At 72.5% G+C, this 16715-nt stretch carries 11 protein-coding genes; 2 read left to right on the forward strand and 9 right to left on the reverse strand.

The genetic code is table 11. The features are described from left to right. Positions 1 to 79 precede the first annotated feature (79 nt). The 7 genes from ACQPZF_RS21680 to ACQPZF_RS21710 all read right to left on the reverse strand — a co-directional run bounded on the left by ACQPZF_RS21680 (position 80) and on the right by ACQPZF_RS21710 (position 11072). Positions 80 to 910, reverse strand: coding sequence for a hypothetical protein (locus ACQPZF_RS21680; RefSeq protein ID WP_433259825.1), 831 nt, complete (start codon positions 908 to 910; stop codon positions 80 to 82). Positions 911 to 1014: 104 nt separating this feature from the next. After that, on the reverse strand, positions 1015 to 5466 hold the full coding sequence (locus tag ACQPZF_RS21685) for a protein kinase domain-containing protein (RefSeq protein WP_433259826.1): 4452 nt from the start codon (positions 5464 to 5466) through the stop codon (positions 1015 to 1017). 311 nt (positions 5467 to 5777) lie between these two features. Then, positions 5778 to 6815 carry a pyridoxal-phosphate dependent enzyme gene (locus ACQPZF_RS21690; protein WP_433274646.1) on the reverse strand — a complete coding sequence of 346 codons (1038 nt, stop codon included), beginning with the start codon at positions 6813 to 6815 and terminating at the stop codon, positions 5778 to 5780. A gap of 13 nt (positions 6816 to 6828) precedes the next feature. Then, positions 6829 to 7824 carry an ABC transporter substrate-binding protein gene (locus ACQPZF_RS21695; RefSeq protein ID WP_433259827.1) on the reverse strand — a complete coding sequence of 332 codons (996 nt, stop codon included), beginning with the start codon at positions 7822 to 7824 and terminating at the stop codon, positions 6829 to 6831. Further along, on the reverse strand, positions 7821 to 8627 hold the full coding sequence (locus ACQPZF_RS21700; RefSeq protein ID WP_433259828.1) for an ABC transporter ATP-binding protein: 807 nt from the start codon (positions 8625 to 8627) through the stop codon (positions 7821 to 7823). The genes ACQPZF_RS21695 and ACQPZF_RS21700 overlap by 4 nt, the downstream gene beginning before the upstream one ends. Continuing rightward, entirely contained in the window at positions 8627 to 9685 is a 1059-nt protein-coding gene (locus ACQPZF_RS21705) for a FecCD family ABC transporter permease (RefSeq protein WP_433274648.1), read from the reverse strand. Before ACQPZF_RS21705 ends, ACQPZF_RS21700 begins: the two co-directional genes overlap by 1 nt. A gap of 190 nt (positions 9686 to 9875) precedes the next feature. Beyond that, a complete protein-coding gene (locus tag ACQPZF_RS21710) occupies positions 9876 to 11072 on the reverse strand; it encodes an MFS transporter (protein ID WP_433259829.1) in 1197 nt (398 codons plus the stop codon). Between the two features lie 266 nt (positions 11073 to 11338). Here ACQPZF_RS21710 and ACQPZF_RS21715 point away from each other — a divergent pair, with 266 nt between their 5' ends. Both ACQPZF_RS21715 and ACQPZF_RS21720 read left to right on the forward strand, forming a co-directional pair. Further along, complete coding sequence (locus ACQPZF_RS21715; protein ID WP_433259830.1) at positions 11339 to 12388, forward strand: right-handed parallel beta-helix repeat-containing protein; 1050 nt, start codon at positions 11339 to 11341, stop codon at positions 12386 to 12388. A 156-nt stretch (positions 12389 to 12544) separates the two neighbouring features. Continuing rightward, a complete protein-coding gene (locus ACQPZF_RS21720) occupies positions 12545 to 13111 on the forward strand; it encodes a carboxymuconolactone decarboxylase family protein (RefSeq protein WP_433259831.1) in 567 nt (188 codons plus the stop codon). Positions 13112 to 13248: 137 nt separating this feature from the next. Here ACQPZF_RS21720 and ACQPZF_RS21725 read toward each other — a convergent pair whose 3' ends face one another. Both ACQPZF_RS21725 and ACQPZF_RS21730 read right to left on the reverse strand, forming a co-directional pair. Beyond that, positions 13249 to 14391, reverse strand: coding sequence for an acetate/propionate family kinase (locus tag ACQPZF_RS21725; protein WP_433259832.1), 1143 nt, complete (start codon positions 14389 to 14391; stop codon positions 13249 to 13251). Then, positions 14373 to 16715: a phosphoketolase family protein gene (locus ACQPZF_RS21730; protein ID WP_433259833.1), complete on the reverse strand. Its 2343-nt coding sequence runs from the start codon at positions 16713 to 16715 to the stop codon at positions 14373 to 14375. Before ACQPZF_RS21730 ends, ACQPZF_RS21725 begins: the two co-directional genes overlap by 19 nt.

Here is a 16715-nt window from a genome sequence, read left to right on the forward strand (position 1 = left end):
CGGTCCTTTCGCGACAGCGGGAACCGGCGCCCGGATGGAACTTCCGGGCTCCGCAAGGAATTCCTCATCGCCGCAAAGGCTAGTGACCGGCCGCGTCACCCGACGAGCCCGGCGCGGGTGGAACTTTCCGGTTCCGCGCCGCCCGCTCCACCTCGGCCAGGTCCGCCGACGTGACCAGCCGCGTCTCGGCGGCCCGCCGGGCGACCGCGAACCGGATGTTCTGCAACCGTCCCACGTGCGGCGCCAGGAACGGGTCGTCCGCCACCCCGAACGCCATCGCCGAGATGACCCGGATGGCGTCGTCGACCCGTTGCGGGCGCTGGAGGTTCCAGGTGTAGCCGTGCCACTGCCGCACCCGCTCGTAGATCTCCTTGTTCGACGGCGGGCGCGGGTAGTCGTCGTTGCCGGCCAGCCACGGCTCGCACAGCGCGAGCGCCACGAACCAGTCCCGGCCGCCCCGCACCAGCCCCGGCCCCGTCAGGGTGTCCTCGCCCATCGGCAGTTCCGGCGGCGCGGTGGCCGCCTGCTCGACGTCGATGTTGAGCACCAGGTCGGCGAAACCCTGCTCGCCCCGGCGGCCCAGCAACAGCACGAGCTGGTTCTCGCCCGCGTCCAGCAGCGCCGACATCGACCGGGCCAGGATCACCCGCCGCGCGCCGCCGGGCGCGTCGAACAGGCTCGACAACTGAGCCTCCCCCGCGCCGAGCCAGTGCAGCGTCACGGTGTCCGCGCCCACCACCAGCTCGCCGACCAGCCGCGAGACGTGCGGCGCGCATTCCGGCAACGTCAACGCGATCCGCCCCGACCCGGCCTGCGCCGCCGGGTGCGGAGCGCGGCCGAACACCAGCGACTCCCCCGGCCGCACCACCACCGAGCCCATCCCGGACCCGCGCACCACGACCCGCGGCATCGCACCCCTCCTCAGCTCGGCGGCCCCGTGCGGGACAACGCCTTCCTCCACGACCGGCCCAGCTCCGACCCGAGCGGCCCGACCCCGACCAGCCCCGACCGGCCTCAGTTCGGGCAGGTCGGCGGATCGCCCCGCTCCCCACCCAGCGCACTCCACTCGGCGGCCAGCGTGTCCCGGTCCAGCAGCCCGCACAGCACCTTCGTGCCGTGCCCCGGATCCAGGTTCCAGGTGCGCGTCACCCCCTCCGCCCCGGCGCTCGCCACCCGCGTGCCGGTCGAGTCGAACGCCACGTCGTTGAGCTGGTCCTCGTGCCGGTCGAGCCGGGCCAGCAGTTGCCGGCGGTCCACGTCCCACAGCCGCAGCACGGTGTCCTGGCTCGCCGCGACCAGCGTCCTGCCGTCCGGGCTGAACGAGACCCGGCGCACGGTCGAGTCGCTGCCGGTGAGCGTGCCGACCTGCTCCCCGTCCCGCACCCGCCACAGCCGCACGACCCGGTCCGAGCCCGCGGTCGCCAGCGTCGTGCCGTCCGGGCTGAACTCGGCGTCGATCGCGATGCCGTCGTGGCCGGGCAGGACGGTCCACTCGGCGCCGGGGTCGACCAGGTTCCACAGCCCGACCTTGCCGGCGGACAGCGTGACCGCCAGCGTCCTGCCGTCCGGGCTGAACGCGACCCCGTTGGGGTAGTTGGACGTCGCCTCGTTGCCCTGGTCGTTGCGCGGCTGGTCCCGGGTCGGGCGGCGCAGTGGCGACGCCGACAGGTCGGACGTCTTGAGCAGCAGCAGCTCGTCGCGGTCGTCGCTGTCGGACCCGATCGGCGTGCGTCCCGCGACCGCGATCAGCTCGCCGTCCGGGCTGAACCGCACCGCCGTGAACACGGTGCCCGGCCTGCTGAACCGCCGCGCCTCGGTGCCGTCGGTCTTCCACACCACCAGCACCCCGTCCTCGCCGACGGTGGCGAACTCCGACCCGTCCGGGTTGAACGCGACGTCGTAGCCGGCGCCCTTGTGCGCGTCCACCCGCTTCACCAGGTCGCTCTTGGCGCTGTCCCACAGGTGCATCCGGCCGCTGCCGTCCACCGACGCGAGCAGGTCGCCACCCGGCTGGAACGCCACCCCGATGACCGCGCCCGCCCGGTTGCCCAAGGTGGAGCGCAGCAGCGACCACACGGTCACCTCGCCGGCCGAGTCCACGCCGAGCAGGGTGTGCCCGTCACCGGTCACCGCCACGCCGAACGTGGTCACCGAGCGGGTCGCCAGCCGGGCCACCGGCATGCCGTTCGCCGAGTCCCACGCGTACACGCTGGTCCCGATGCCGCTGCCCACGACGGTTGTCCCGTCGGGGCTGAAGGTCACCGCGCTGAGCCCGCCCTCGGAACTGGACAGCACCTGGCGCGCGGTCCACTGCGCGGTGTCCCACAGCCGGATCGTGCCGTCCATGGACGCGCTGGCCATGGTCGTGCCGGTCGGGTCGAACGCCATCGCCGACACGTCCGCGGTGTGCGCGGTCAACGTGGTCACCAGCGCACCGTCGCTCACCCGGTGCACCTCCACCTTCTCGTTGAAGGTCGTCGCGATCAGCCCGGCCTCCGCGCTGTAGGCCATGAAGATCGACGGTTGCACCGGGAACACGGCCAGTTCGGCCCACGTCTTGACGTCCCAGACCACCACGCCCCGGGCCGTGTGGGCGGCGAGGGTCCTGCCGTCCCGCGAGAGCGCGGTGTCGATGGCGATGCCGGGCAGCCGCTTGATCAGCTTGCGCTCGGCCACGTCCCACAGCGTGACGTTCTCCTTGGTCGGGTTCGCCACGGCCAGCAGCGAGCCGTCCCGGCTCATGGACAGGGTCCGGTACCAGCCGCCGGTCTCGCCCAGCACGGCCACCTCGCGCCGGGTCGGCACGTCCCACAGCCGCAACGTGCCGTCCCGCCCGCCGGTCGCGGCGATCTTGCCGTCACCGCTGACCGCGACGGACGAGACCGGGCCCTCGTGGCCGGTCATCCGCCCCCGGTAGCTGTCGGACTGGGCGGCGAGCAGCGCGCTGCGGCTCTCGACGGTGTCGCCCGCCTGCCACGAGCCGAGCGCGGTCAACGCGCTCCGGCGCGGGTCGACACCGCGGGCCAGGGACGCCTCGGCGGCCAGTTGCCGGGCCAGGTTGAGCTGCCCGGACGTCTCCGCCCGGTCACGTTCCTCGCTCGCGGCCTGTTGTGAGACGGTCGCCACGGCGACCGCGCCCGACGCCACCACGAGCAGCACGCTCAGCGCGGCGACGAGTGAGCGCAGCCGCCGGGTCCGCTTGCGCTCGGCGACGTGCCCGGCCTGCTCCGCCGCGTTGGAGCGGATCAGGAACTCCTGCTCGACGGGCTGGAGCCGGACCCGGTCGCGGGCCGTGTCCAGCCACGCCGACAGGGCCGCCAGCCGCACGCCCCGGTACAGGTCGTCGGCGTGCTGCCCGGACTCCGCCCACACCCGCACCGCGTCGGTGAACCGGCGGTGCTGGATCAGGCCGGCGCGGTCCTCGTCGATCCAGTTGCGCAGCCGCGGCCACGCGGTGAGCAGCGCCTCGTGGCTCAGCCGCGCGCCCGTGCCGTCCACGGTGACCAGCCGGGCGGTGATGAGGTGGTCCACGATCGCGGGCGCGGGCAGCTCGCGCGGGTCGACCCGCCGCCGGACCGCCGTGCCGTCGTCGAACACCGTCACCATCCGCAGCAACGTGGTGCGCAGCGCGTGGCGGCCCATCGGGTCGAGCCGGTCGTGGATCTCCTCGGCGGTGCGGGCCACCGCGCCGTCGATACCGCCCACCCGGCGGTACGCGGCGAGCGTCAGCACGTCGCCCTCGCGGTGGTTCCACGTCTCGCGGAGTGCGTGCGCGAGCCTGGGCAGCGCGCCGGGGTCGTAGCCGATCTCGCCACGCACGCCGAGGTCGGCGATGAGCCGTTCGGGCAGACCGGGCTCGACCTCCAGACCCGCGTCGCGGGCCGGTGTCACGATCGCCTGCCGCAGCTCGGTGGCGTCCATGGGGCCGAGCATCACGGGCGCGCTCAGGGCGGGTCGCAGCGCGGCCAGCTCGATGCACCGGTCCACCAGGTCGGCGCGGACCGCGAGCACCACGGCGGCCGGGCTCGCCGAGGCCAGCGCGGTGGCGTAGGCGAGCCGGTCGGACTCGGGCGTGCCGTAGGTGAACAGCTCCTCGAACTGGTCCACCACGATCACCGGGCGGGTCGTCGCGTCGCCGACCGAGCGCGCGCACAGCTCGCCGAACCGGGCAGGCGTCTCGCGGATCACCCGCGCCCACTCCGCCGCGGGCGCCGCGGACCGGGCGGCCATCGCGGTGGCCAGCCCGCGGATCGGGTCCGGGCCGGGCGTCAGCACGACCTGCGGCCACTCCCGGTCCGACGCCTCGCCCGCGAGCGCGGGCAGCAGCCCGGCCCGCAGCACGGACGACTTGCCCGACCCGGACGCGCCGACCACCACCACCGGCTCGCCCCCGTCGAGCTGTTCGGCCAGCCGCACCAGCAGGTCCGTCACCACGTGCTCGCGGCCGTGGAACAGCGCGGCGTCGGCCCGCTCGAAGCCGCTCAGGCCGGGATAAGGGCACACCGCCGGCTGCCCGAGCTTGCGGGTCGCGGGCCGGCGCGCGCCGGACGACCGGACGATCGCCCGGACCAGCCTGCCCTGGTCGCGTTCCTTCGACGGACCCGGCAGCGTCGGGTTCGCGGACCGCCCGGTCTCCCCGGAGTACGCGGCGGCCTCGGCGGCGGCGATCATCGCGGTGGTGGACTCGAACCGGCGGGCGGGTTCCTTCGCCAGCGCGCGCAGCACGACGGCGTCCAGCGCGGGGGTGATGGTCGGCACGAACACCGAGGGCGCGGGCGGCGGCTGCAACAGGTGCGCGGCGACCTTGGCGGCCATGTCGTCCGCCGGGTACGGCAGCCAGCCGGTCAGGCACTCGAACAGCACGCAGGCCAGCGAGTACTGGTCGGCCTTCCCGTCGACCTGGCTGCGCGACAGCCGTTCCGGGGCCATGTAGTCCCACGACCCGATCAGGTCGCCGGACTGGGTCAGCACGGTCGCGTCCGACGAGGTCTCCCGCGCGATGCCGAAGTCCGCCAGGTACGCCTTCCCCGCGCCGTCGACCAGGATGTTCGACGGCTTCACGTCCCGGTGCACCAGGCCGCTCGCGTGCGCGGCGTCCAGCGCCCGCGCCACCTGGCGCAGGATGGCGATCGCCCGGTCCTGGTCGACCGCGCCCTGGCCGAGCATCCGGCGCAGGTCGATCCCGTCCACCAGCACCATGTCCAGGAAGAGCTGGCCGTCGATCTCGCCGAAGTCGTGCACCGGGACGATGTTCGGGTGGCTCAGCGCGGCGGCCAGCCGCGACTCCCGCTGGAAACGGGCCCGGAACTCGGGGTCGGCGACCGACGCGGGCAGCTTCTTCAGCGCCACGATCCGGTCGTTGACCGTGTCGTACGCGCGGTACACCACCCCCATGCCGCCCTGGCCGAGCATCCCGAGGATGCGGTACGGCCCGAAGTCCGGTGTCTCGTCCGGCAGTTCCGCCATCAACGCCCCCTGTGTCGCGGTCGCATCACCCTACTGAGACAGCGGAACGGGGTCTTCGGGTTCCCTGCTAGACCGCCACGATCACGCTGATCCCGCCGGCAGCCGCCAGAGCGCGGTGCAGCGCCGGCCCGGACACGTCGGCGATCCACCCTTCCAGCTCCTCGTCGGGGAGCACCACCGGGAACGCGACGGCCTCCTGAGCGGTCGCCGGTGAGCAGGCACAGGTCGTGCCCGGCTCGGTCGGCCGTGTCAGCGAGCCTGCCGAGTCCGAAGGTGAGGGCTTCAGGTGAGGGCTTCCAGCAGGACGATGGTCACGACACGCGGTCCTTCCGGCGGAGCTGGGCGGGCACCCTGGGGCCGTGGTCGCGGCGCTGCCAGTCCATCGCCGACCACGGCGGGGCCAGGTCGTCGAGCGAGCCGATCTCCACCGGCTCCAGGTCCGCCGGGTCGAGCGCCTCGCGGTGCCGGGCGAACACCCGCGCGGTGTAGCGGTGGCCGGTGTCCGCGCCGATCACCAGGTGCGTGCGGTCGGGGTGGCGGGCGGCTTCCCACCCGGCGACCAGGTTGGCCGCGCCGGTGGACAGGCCCGCGAACACGGCGTGGTCGCGCAGCAGGGCGACGGTGGCGGCCATGGCGTGCTGGAAGTCCAGCCAGTGCACCCGGTCGTACAGGTCGTGCCGGACGTTGTCGAACGGGATGGCGCTGCCGATGCCCGCGATGATCGCGTCCGGGTCCGCGAACCGCTCGCTGCCGAACGTGACGCTGCCGAACGGCTGCACGCCCACCAGCCGGACATCCGCGTCGTGCTCGCGCAGCTCCCGCACCAGGCCTCCGGTGGACGCGCCGGTGCCCACGCTGCCCACCACGGCCAGCGGTCCCGGGTCGAGCGCTGCCCGCACCAACCCGGCCAGTTCCGCGTAACCGAGGTAGTGCACCGGGTCGTGGTACTGGCGCATCCAGTGCATGTCCGGGTGCAGCGCCAACAGCTCGCGCACGCGGGCGACGCGTCGGCGCTGGTCGAGCCGCAGGTCGTCCGACGGCGGCATCCGGTCCACCGTCACGCCGAGGATTTCGAGTTGCGCGCGCATGGTCGCGTCGACCGTCGTGGACGCCACGATGTGGCACCGCAGCCCGTAGCGGTGGCACGCCATGGCGAGCGCCAGCGCGTAGATCCCGCTGGAGCTGTCGACCACGGTCTGTCCTTTGTGGATGGTCCTGTCGGCGAGCAGCCTGCGCACCGCGCCCAGCGCCGCGTACACCTTCAACGTCTCGAACCGGACCAGCACCACGTTGGGCGACAGGCGGATCAGCGCGGGCGTCTTGACCGCGTCCGTGATGTGCTCGTGCACGGCGATCACGGGTTCACCGGCCGATCGACCGCAGGTAGGTCGCGAGCGACTCGGCGGCCTGCGCGTTGCGCGGCCCGCTGACCAGGTCGCCGTAGGAGATGACGTGGAACCTGTCGTCCCGCACCGCCGGTGTCCGCGCCACCTGCGGCGAGGACTTGAGGAACGTGATCTTGTCCTCGGCGGGCTGGTCGGCGTAGTCCACCACGATGACCACCTCGGGCTCCGACTCGACGACGGCCTCCCAGCCGACCGAGCCCCAGCCGTCCGCCAGGTCCCGGAAGACGTTCACCCCGCCCGCCGCCGCGATGATGTCGTTGGGCGCGGCGTGCTTCCCGGCCGTGTACGGCTGGTCGGCGCCCGAGTCGTAGACGAACACCCGCACCGGCGGCGCGTCCTTCGGCGCGCCCGACCGGACCGCGTCGAACCGGCCCTGCAACTCCCGCACGAGTTCGTCGGCCCTCGGCCGCACGCCGAAGATGTCGCCCAGGTTGCGCAGGTCGGTGTACAGCGCCTCCACCGGCGTCGCCTCGGCCTTGGCCGTCGGGTACTCCCAGCACGTCTCGGTGTGCAGGTAGCTGCGGATGCCGAGCTGGTCGAGCAGCTTCGGCGTGATGCCGCGCTCCTCGCTGAACCCGGAGTTCCAGCCCGCGATCACCCAGTCGGCCTCGGCCTGCACCAGGATCTCCTTGGTGACCCGCGAGGTGCCGAGCCGCTCGACCCGGGCGTAGTCGTCCTTCCACGGCGAGCCCGCGATCGACGGGTCGCCCAGGGAGTTCATGACGTAGCCGCGCATCCGGTCGGCCAGCCCGAGGGAGAACATCTTCTCCGACCCGGACACGTCGTAGGCCACCGGGCGGGCCGGCTTCGGGTAGGCGACCCGCTCGCCGCAGTTGGTCACGGTCGCGGGACCGGCCGCCGTCCCGCTCGGGCCGGCGGCCTCCACCTTCGCCCCGCAGGAGGCCAGCAGCACGGCGGCGGCCAGCAGGGCGGTCGTGCGCGACAGGGTCATGGCATGGTCCCCTCGGAAGTCGTGCCGTCCACGGGCAGGTCGTAGAGCAGTTGCACAACACCGGTCACCGGATGGGAGACCGGGGTGACGTCGACACCGAACACCTCGCGCACCGCGTCCGGGGTGAGCACTTCGGCGGGTTTGCCGCAGGCGACCAGCGAGCCTCCGCGCAGCAGCGCGATCCGGTGGCACACGGCGGCGGCGAGGTTGAGGTCGTGCAGCGCGACCAGCACGGTCAGGCCGCAGCCGCGCAGGAACCGCAGCAGCTCCACCTGGTGCCGCACGTCCAGGTGGTTGGTGGGCTCGTCCAGCACCAGCACGGCCGGTTCCTGCACCAGCGCCCGCGCCACCAGGACGCGTTGCCGCTCGCCGCCGGACAGGGTGAGCACGCTGCGGTGCGCGAGGTGGGTGATGTCCATGCGCCGCAACGCTTCCCGGCACAGCTCCCGTTCCCGGGCGGTCAGCCGCAGGTTGCCGCGCTGGTGCGGCGCCCGGCCGAGCGCGACGACCTCCTCCACGGTGAAGTCCAGCTCCGCCCGGCTGTCCTGGGTGAGCGCGGCGATCCGCTGCGCCGTCGCCCGCAACCCTTGCCCGGCGAGGTCCGCGCCGTCGAGCAGCACCGCACCCGACGACGGCGTGAGCGCCCGGTACACGCACCGCAGCGCGGTGGACTTGCCGCTGCCGTTGGGTCCGAGCAGACCGACCACCTCGCCCGCGCGGAGGTCCAGCCGCAGCGCGTGCACCAGCTCCGACCCGGCGATCTCCACCGACACGTCGTGCAGCGACAACGGGAGCGCGTCCATCAGCCGCCCCCGAACGCGTAGCCCCGCCGCCGCATCACCACGAGGAACACCGGCACGCCGATCAACGCGGTGATCACTCCCAACGGCAGCTCCTCGGGCGCGAACAGCGTCCGGGCCACCAGGTCCACCCACACCAGGAAGCACGCGCCCGCCAACGGCGCGACGGCCAGCACCCGGCGGTGCCCCGAGCCGACCACCATCCGCACCACGTGCGGCAGCACCAGACCGACGAACCCGATCGCGCCGCTCACCGCCACCAGCAGCCCCGTCACCACGGCCGTGAGCACGAACAGCCACCGCCGCAGCCGGGCCGCGTCCGTGCCCAGGCTCGCCGCCGTCTCGTCGCCCATCGACAGCACGTCCAGCGCGGTCCCGTTGCAGAGCAACACGACCACCGCCACCACCACCGCGACGGCCGCCAGCGGCAGCGACGCCCAGGTGGCCGCGCCGAGGCTGCCCAGCAGCCAGAACAGCACGGTCTGCGCGGCCTGGCCGTTGGGCGACAGGAAGACCAGGACGCTCATCACCGCCTGGAAGGCGTAGGCCAGCGCGACACCGGTCAACACCAGCCGCAACGGCGTCAGCCCCAACCGGCTGCGGGCCGCCAGGTACACCAGGACGGTCGCGCCCAGCGCCCCGAGGAACGCCGCCGTCGACAACGCGAACACCCCGAGCGAGGCGAACAGGCCGAACACCACGACCGCCGTCGCGCCCACCGACGCGCCGGACGAGATGCCCAGCACGAACGGATCGGCCAACGCGTTGCGCACCAACGCCTGCACCGCGACGCCGACCACGCTCAGCCCGGCCCCGACCACCGCCGCGAGCAGCACACGGGGTGCCCGCACGTGCCAGACGATCGAGTAGCCGGTGACTTCGTCCGGCCGGATCGTGCCGCCGCTGACCGCTTTCCCCAGGAACCGCAACACGTCCGGCAACGGCACGGTCGTCGGTCCGAGCGCGATGCCCACGACGACCGACACCGCCAACGCCACCGACAGCACTGCCAACGGCGTGACCAGACTGCCCGTGGCCGCCTCTTCTGGTTCGGCGAGCAGGCCCGCCCGCCGGTCAGTCCGCACGGCCGCCACGCACGAGCAGCGGCGAGGTGGCGGCCTCCACCTCGCGGCCCGCGGGGAATATGACGTCGGCGAACCCCACCCACAGCTCGTCGTCCTCGTACCAGTGCATGTCCCTCCGCTCGCACGCTGCACCGTTCCAGACGTACGAGTCGTGGGAGAGCACCGATCAGTTCCCGGCAACCGCCGACTTTTCGCCGTGCCGCACCCACAGGGCGGCGACCAGCGCCAACACCGAGATCCCACCGAACACCGCCGCCGCGCCCGGCCAGCCACCGAACCCGAGCCCGACACCGCCCAGCGCCGCGCCGGCGAACATGCCGACGCTCATCGCCGCGCCGTTGACCCCCAGGGCCGCGCCCCGCGCGTCACCGCTGTGCCGGACGAGCAGCGTCACCACGCACGCGGCGGCCGTGGCGTGGCTGGCGGCGAGCAGCGAGGTGAGGACCAGCGCCACCGCGAACACGTGCGTGAAGAAGATCGCGACCACCGCGGCCGACGCGATCGCCAACGCGACCGGCAGGACCCGGTGGGCGACGATCCGGTCCGCGCCGAGCAGCCGTCCGGCCAGCAGGTTGCCCAGGAAGAACGAGGTGCCGCTGAGCGTCCAGACCAGCGCGAACGCCCCCGGCGTCAACCGGAAGCGCTCGTCGTAGAAGCCCGCGAGGTAGGACAGGTAGCCCATGAACGCGGCGGTCCGCAACAGCGCCACCGCCAGCACCGGCCGCAATCCCGCGAGCTTGCGGTAGGACGCGAGATAGCCGACCTTGACCTGCACGGGCACCGCCGGTCCGGGCCGCGTGAAGAACACCGCGGCCAACACCGCCGCCAGCACGGCGATCGCCAGCAGGTCGCCCCGCCACCCCCAGAGCATCGCCGGCACCGCCACCACGGGCGCGGCCAGCATCGCCGTCAACGACTGGGTGGCCGTCACGAGCGTCGCCGCCCGCCCGGCCGCGGGCCCGTCCCCGTACCGATCGGCCGCCGCCGCGCCCAACGCGGGGTTGAGCACCGCCATCGCCACGCCCACCAGCAGGCAGAAGACGACCAACGCGGCGAACTGCCCCACCGCGCCCACCACCGAGGCCAGCGCGAGCACCACCAACCCCACCGCCGCCGCGCGCAGCCGCGCGACCCGGTCCAGCAGCGGAGCCAACCCGGCGCCGACCGCCAGCGCGGCCAACCCGCCCAGTCCCCGCAGCCCGCCGGTAGCCGCGACACCGCTGCCCGCGTCCCGCGCGATGTGCACCAGGTACGTGCTGAACACCGTGAACGGCAGCAGGGTCACCGCGGACGCGAGGAGCACCGGCCCCAACTGCCGCGCCATCCGCAGATCCCCCGGCACGGCCAGCCGCTCGGCGCCCACGCTGCACTCCCCCCGACGATTCGCGGAAGACTCTCGCATACGCCGACGCCGGCCGGCGGTCCCGCCACCGAAGTCCGCGCAGTCCGGCGGTCGAAGCCCGGTCAGTCCCGCGGTCGAAGCCCGGTAGTTCGGCGGTCGAAGCCTTCGGCGACACCTGGATGCGGGCCGCCCGTCGTTGACTCTCCCCCGGGCCGTGTCTATAAAGGTCCGGACCCAGGGTGGAGCCGCGACGCCCGAAGCCCCTTGTTCCGAAGGGTGTCACCGGCATGGAAAAACGTCTGTCGGCTCTGGTGGCGGCGTGCGTGGTGGTCCTGTCCAGCGCGCAAGCCGGGGCGTCCGGCGGCTCCACCGTGGACGTCTCGACCGCCGCGCAACTCCGGGCGGCACTGGCGGACGCGACACCCGGCCAGACCATCCGCCTGGCGGCCGGCGTGTACCGGGGCTCGTTCGTGACCACCAGGCCCGGCACGGCGGCCGACCCCATCACCCTCACCGGTCCCGCCGACGCGGTGCTGGTCAACGACGGCCCCTCCGGCACCGGCCCCGGCTGCCCGACGCCGACGGCGGGCTGGGACTCGGGTTACGGGCTGTGGCTGTACGGCGCGCCGCACTGGAACCTGGCGGGGTTCACCGTGCGCGAGTCCAAGAAGGGCATCGTGGTGGACGACTCGCACCACACCGTGATCTCGCGGGTGTCCGTGCACCACGTGGACGAGGAGGGCGTGCACTTCCGGCGTTCGTCGGCGGACAGCGTGCTGCGCGACTCTACGATCACCGACACCGGCTTGGCGCAGCCGGGTTACGGCGAGGGCGTCTACCTCGGATCGGCGAACTCGAACTGGCCGTGCCACGGGAACAGCGGTGGCGTCGACCGCAGCGACCGGGTGCAGGTGCTGGGCAACCGGATCGGGCCGAACATCGCGGCGGAGCCCGTCGACGTCAAGGAGGGCACGTTCGACGGGGTGATCCGGGGCAACACGTTCGACGGCACCGGGATCTCCGGGCAGAACTCGGCGGACTCGTGGATCGACGTGAAGGGCATCGGCTACACGATCGAGGACAACACGGGGACGTTCGCCTCCCCCGGCACGTTCGCCAACGGGTACGAGACGCACAACCCCGCCACCACCCCGTCGTTCGCCAACGGCTGCGGGAACACCTGGCGCGACAACCGCTCGGATCTCGGCGGCGTGGGGCAGTACGCCATCAAGATCACGTCCACCTCGAAGTGCGCCGGCCTGCCGAACGTCGTGTACGCGTCGAACACCGCGACCAGGGCCGTCAAGGGTCTGACCAACATCCCGGTCACACCGTGACTTGAAATGGCAGTCGTTTCCATTTCACGGCACATTGTTGCCAGCTATTGGCAAAAGTTCGGATTGGGCACGAACCCGAAAATGGTGTCCGCCAGGTCGGCGGGTTGGTCCATTTCGCGGCACGCGGTTCGGGAGCCGGGCGCTAATTTGGACATCATGGCGCATATCCACCTAGGCGTTGACGAGACCCTGTTCCCCGGGATCACCGGCCCCATGCGGTTTCGGCCGGAGACGGCCGGGCCGCTCAACCAGTTGGCCGAGACGCTCCTGCGGGGCCCGCACACCCTGCCGCCGGGCGAGCGCGAGCTGATCGCCGCGTACGTGTCCGCCCTCAACCGCTGCGTGTTCTGCTGCGACTCGCACTCGGCGATCGCGGCGGCGCAGTTGGATGATGGGATGGCGCTGGTCAAAGAGGTTCTCGCGGACATCGACGCGGCGCCGATCCCCGACAAGCTGCGGGCGTTGTTGCACATCGCCGCCGCCGTGCAGAAGTCGGGTCAGCACGTCACCACCCTGCTGGTGGACGAGGCCCGATCCGAAGGCGCCACCGACGTCGAGATCCACGACACCGTGCTGATCGCCGCCGCGTTCTGCATGTTCAATCGCTATGTGGATGGTCTCGGCACTTTGCTGCCCGAGTACTCCGCGCACTACGCCGAGTCGGCGCGGCACATCGTCGAGCACGGCTACGGCGGGCCGGTCGCGAACAAGCCTGCCACGTAGCCGTCCCCATCGAGGCGATGTAGGCGTGCAGCCCGAGGATGGGGTCCGGACCGCATCCTCGGGCTGCCCACGCGCAAGCGGGCCACTTCAAACTCCTGAAGAACCCCTATTACGACGCTTCATCACGCGCGTTCGTGTTATCCGCCGCCGCGTGCATCATCCCGCCCCGCGCCCGAATCTCCCCGCCGGATGCCGATCGTCCGACGGACCCCGTCGGCGATCTCGACATCCTCGCGGGCTTCGACCACCCACACGCCGACCGCCGAGCCGGCGCTGCTGACCAGGGCATCGGCCGACCGCGCGGCATTGCGGCGGGCGTCCAGCTCGACACCGAGGAACCCAAGTCCCGCAACGGTTTGCGAGCGCACCACGGCGTCGTGCTCGCCGACGCCGCCGGTGAACACCAGCAGGTCCAAGCCGCCCAGCGACGCCGCCATGGCCGCGATGCCCTGCCGCAACCGGTGGACGAAGACCTCCAGCGCCAGGGCGGCGTCCCGAGAACCCGAGTCGGCCGCCCGGTGGACATCGCGGAGGTCCGCGTTGCCCGCGAGCCCGCGGACGCCGGACTCGTGCTCCAGCCCGTCGGCCAGGTCCGACACGTCGAGCTTGCCGTTGTGCAGCAACCACACCAACAACCCCGGGTCCACGTCACCGCTGCGCGTGGCCATCACGAGACCGGCCAACGGCGTGAACCCCATCGTCGTGTCGACCGAACGCCCGTCGCGGACCGCCGCCAGCGAGCACCCCGCCCCGAGATGGCAGGTGACCACCCGCGAGCCGCCGCCGAGTTCCGTCGCACGCCGGGCCGCGTAGGCGTGGGACAGGCCGTGGAACCCGTAGCGCCGCAGGTCCCAAGCCTTCCGCCACCGCGCGGGCAGGGCGTAGGTCCGTGCGGCGGCGGGCAGGGTGTGGTGGAAGGCCGTGTCGAAGCACGCCACCTGCGGCACGTCCGGCAGCAGTTCCGTGACGGCGTCGATGCCGGCCAGCGCCCGTGGCTGGTGCAGCGGCGCGAGGTCGGTCAGGCGCTCGATCCGCGTCCGCACGTCGGCGTCCACCACGGCGGGCGCGCTGAAGTCCGGCCCGCCGTGCACCACGCGGTGGCCCACGGCGGCGATGTCCGGCGCGTCGGCGAGGAAGTCGGCGATGCCGTCAGTGCCGTCCCACCGTTCGAGGTGCCGCTGGGCGAGCACCGAGTCGTCCTCGTCCAGCACGGACAGCTTGAGGCTCGACGAGCCCGCGTTCACCACCAGCAGACCGCGCATCAGTAGGGCCAGGTCCATTCCCGGACCTCCGGCAGGTCCTCGCCGTGTTCCCGGATCCACGCGTGGTGGCGGTTGCGCTGGTCCTGCATGTGCTGGCGCAGGCCGGCCGCTTTCGGACCCAGGCCGGGCACGCGGTCGACCACGTCCACCACGAGCCGGTAGCGGTCCATGTCGTTGAGCACCAGCATGTCGAACGGGGTCGTGGTGGTGCCTTCCTCCTTGTAGCCGCGCACGTGGATGTTCCGGTGGTTGGTGCGCCGGTAGGTCAGGCGGTGGATGAGCCACGGGTAGCCGTGGTAGCCGAAGATCACCGGCTTGTCGGGGGTGAACAACGCGTCGAACTCGCGGTCCGCCATGCCGTGCGGGTGCTCGGTCTCCGGTTGCAACCGCATCAGGTCGACCACGTTGACCACGCGCACCCGCAACTCGGGCAGGTGTTCCCGGAGCAGCGCCGCCGCCGCGAGGACTTCCATCGTCGGCGCGTCGCCCGCGCACGCCAGCACCACGTCGGGTTCGGCCTCGGCGGTGCCGGCCCACTCCCAGATACCCGCTCCCCGCGCGCAGTGCAGGGCCGCCTCCTCCGGGCCCAGCCAGTCCGGCGTGAGGTTCTTGCCCGCGACGATCACGTTGACGTAGTCCCGGCTGCGCAGGCAGTGGTCGGCCACGGACAGCAGCGTGTTGGTGTCCGGCGGCAGGTAGACCCGGACGACCTCCGCCTTCTTGTTCATCACGTGGTCGATGAAACCGGGGTCCTGGTGGGAGAACCCGTTGTGGTCCTGCCGCCACACGTGCGACGACAGCAGGTAGTTCAGCGACGCCACCGGCCGCCGCCAGGCCAGCCCGCGGTGGACCTTGAGCCACTTGGCGTGCTGGTTGAACATCGAGTCCACGATGTGCGTGAACGCCTCGTAGCAGTTGAACAGCCCGTGCCGCCCGGTCAGCAGGTAGCCCTCCAGGAAGCCCTGGCACAGGTGCTCGGACAGCACCTCCACCACCCGGCCGCGGTGGTCCAGGTGCTCGTCCACCGGCAGCAGCTCGGCCTGCCACTGCTTGCCGGTCACCTCGAACACCGCGTCCAGCCGGTTCGACGCCGTCTCGTCCGGCCCGAACAGCCGGAAGTTGTCCTGGTCGGCGTTCAGCGTGAACACGGCCCGCAGCATGCGCCCCAGCACGCGCGTGGGCTCCGAGGTCGTGGTGCCGTGCTTGGCGACCTCCACCGCGTACGGGCGCATGCCCGGCAACCGCAGTTCCCGCAGCAGCAGACCGCCGTTGGCGTGCGGGGTCGCGCCCATCCGCAACGTGCCGGTCGGCGCGAGATCGACCAGTTCGGGCCTCGGGCGGCCGTGTTCGTCGAACAGCTCCTCCGGCCGGTACGACCGCAGCCACGCTTCGAGCAGCTTCAGGTGCTCGGGGTTGTCCCGCACGCCCGCCAAGGGGACCTGGTGGGACCGCCACGTGCCCTCCACCGGCAGCCCGTCCACTTCGGACGGTCCGGTCCAGCCCTTGGGGCTGCGCAACACGATCATCGGCCAGCGCGGCCGTTGCGTCCGCCCCGAGGTCTTGATGCGGCGGATCTCGTCCACGACCTCGTCCAGCACCTCGGCCATCCGGCCGTGCACCACCGCCGGGTCGTCACCCTCCACATAGGACGGCGCATAGCCGTAGCCGCGCAACAGCGCGTCCAACTCGTCGTGCGGGATGCGGGCCAGCACCGTGGGGTTGGCGATCTTGTAGCCGTTGAGGTGCAGGATCGGCAGCACCACCCCGTCCCGGGCCGGGTCGAGGAACTTGTTGCCGTGCCAGCTCGCGGCCAGCGGACCGGTCTCCGCCTCGCCGTCGCCGACCACGCACGCCACCAGCAGGTCCGGGTTGTCGAACGCCGCCCCGAACGCGTGCGCCAGCGAGTACCCCAGCTCACCGCCCTCGTGGATGGACCCGGGCACCTCCGGCGCGACGTGGCTGGGCACCCCGCCGGGGAACGAGAACTGCCGGAACAGCCGCCGCATCCCGTGCTCGTCACGCTGCACGTCCGGGTAGTTCTCGGTGTACGAGCCCTCCAGCCAGGTGTTCGCGAGCAGCGCCGGACCACCGTGCCCCGGCCCGGTCACGAACAGCACGTTCAGCTCACGTGCCTTGATCACCCGGTTCAGGTGCGCGTACAGGAAGTTCAGGCCGGGCGTCGTGCCCCAGTGGCCCAGCAGCCGGGGCTTGATGTGCGCGGGCGTCAGCGGCTCGGTCAGCAGCGGGTTGTCCAGCAGGTAGATCTGCCCCGCCGACAGGTAGTTCGCCGCCCGCCAGTACGCGTCGACCAGCGACAGGTCCGTTCGGGTGGTCGCCGACAT

Source organism: Actinosynnema sp. CS-041913, assembly GCF_050942485.1.
GTDB lineage: Bacteria > Actinomycetota > Actinomycetes > Mycobacteriales > Pseudonocardiaceae > Actinosynnema.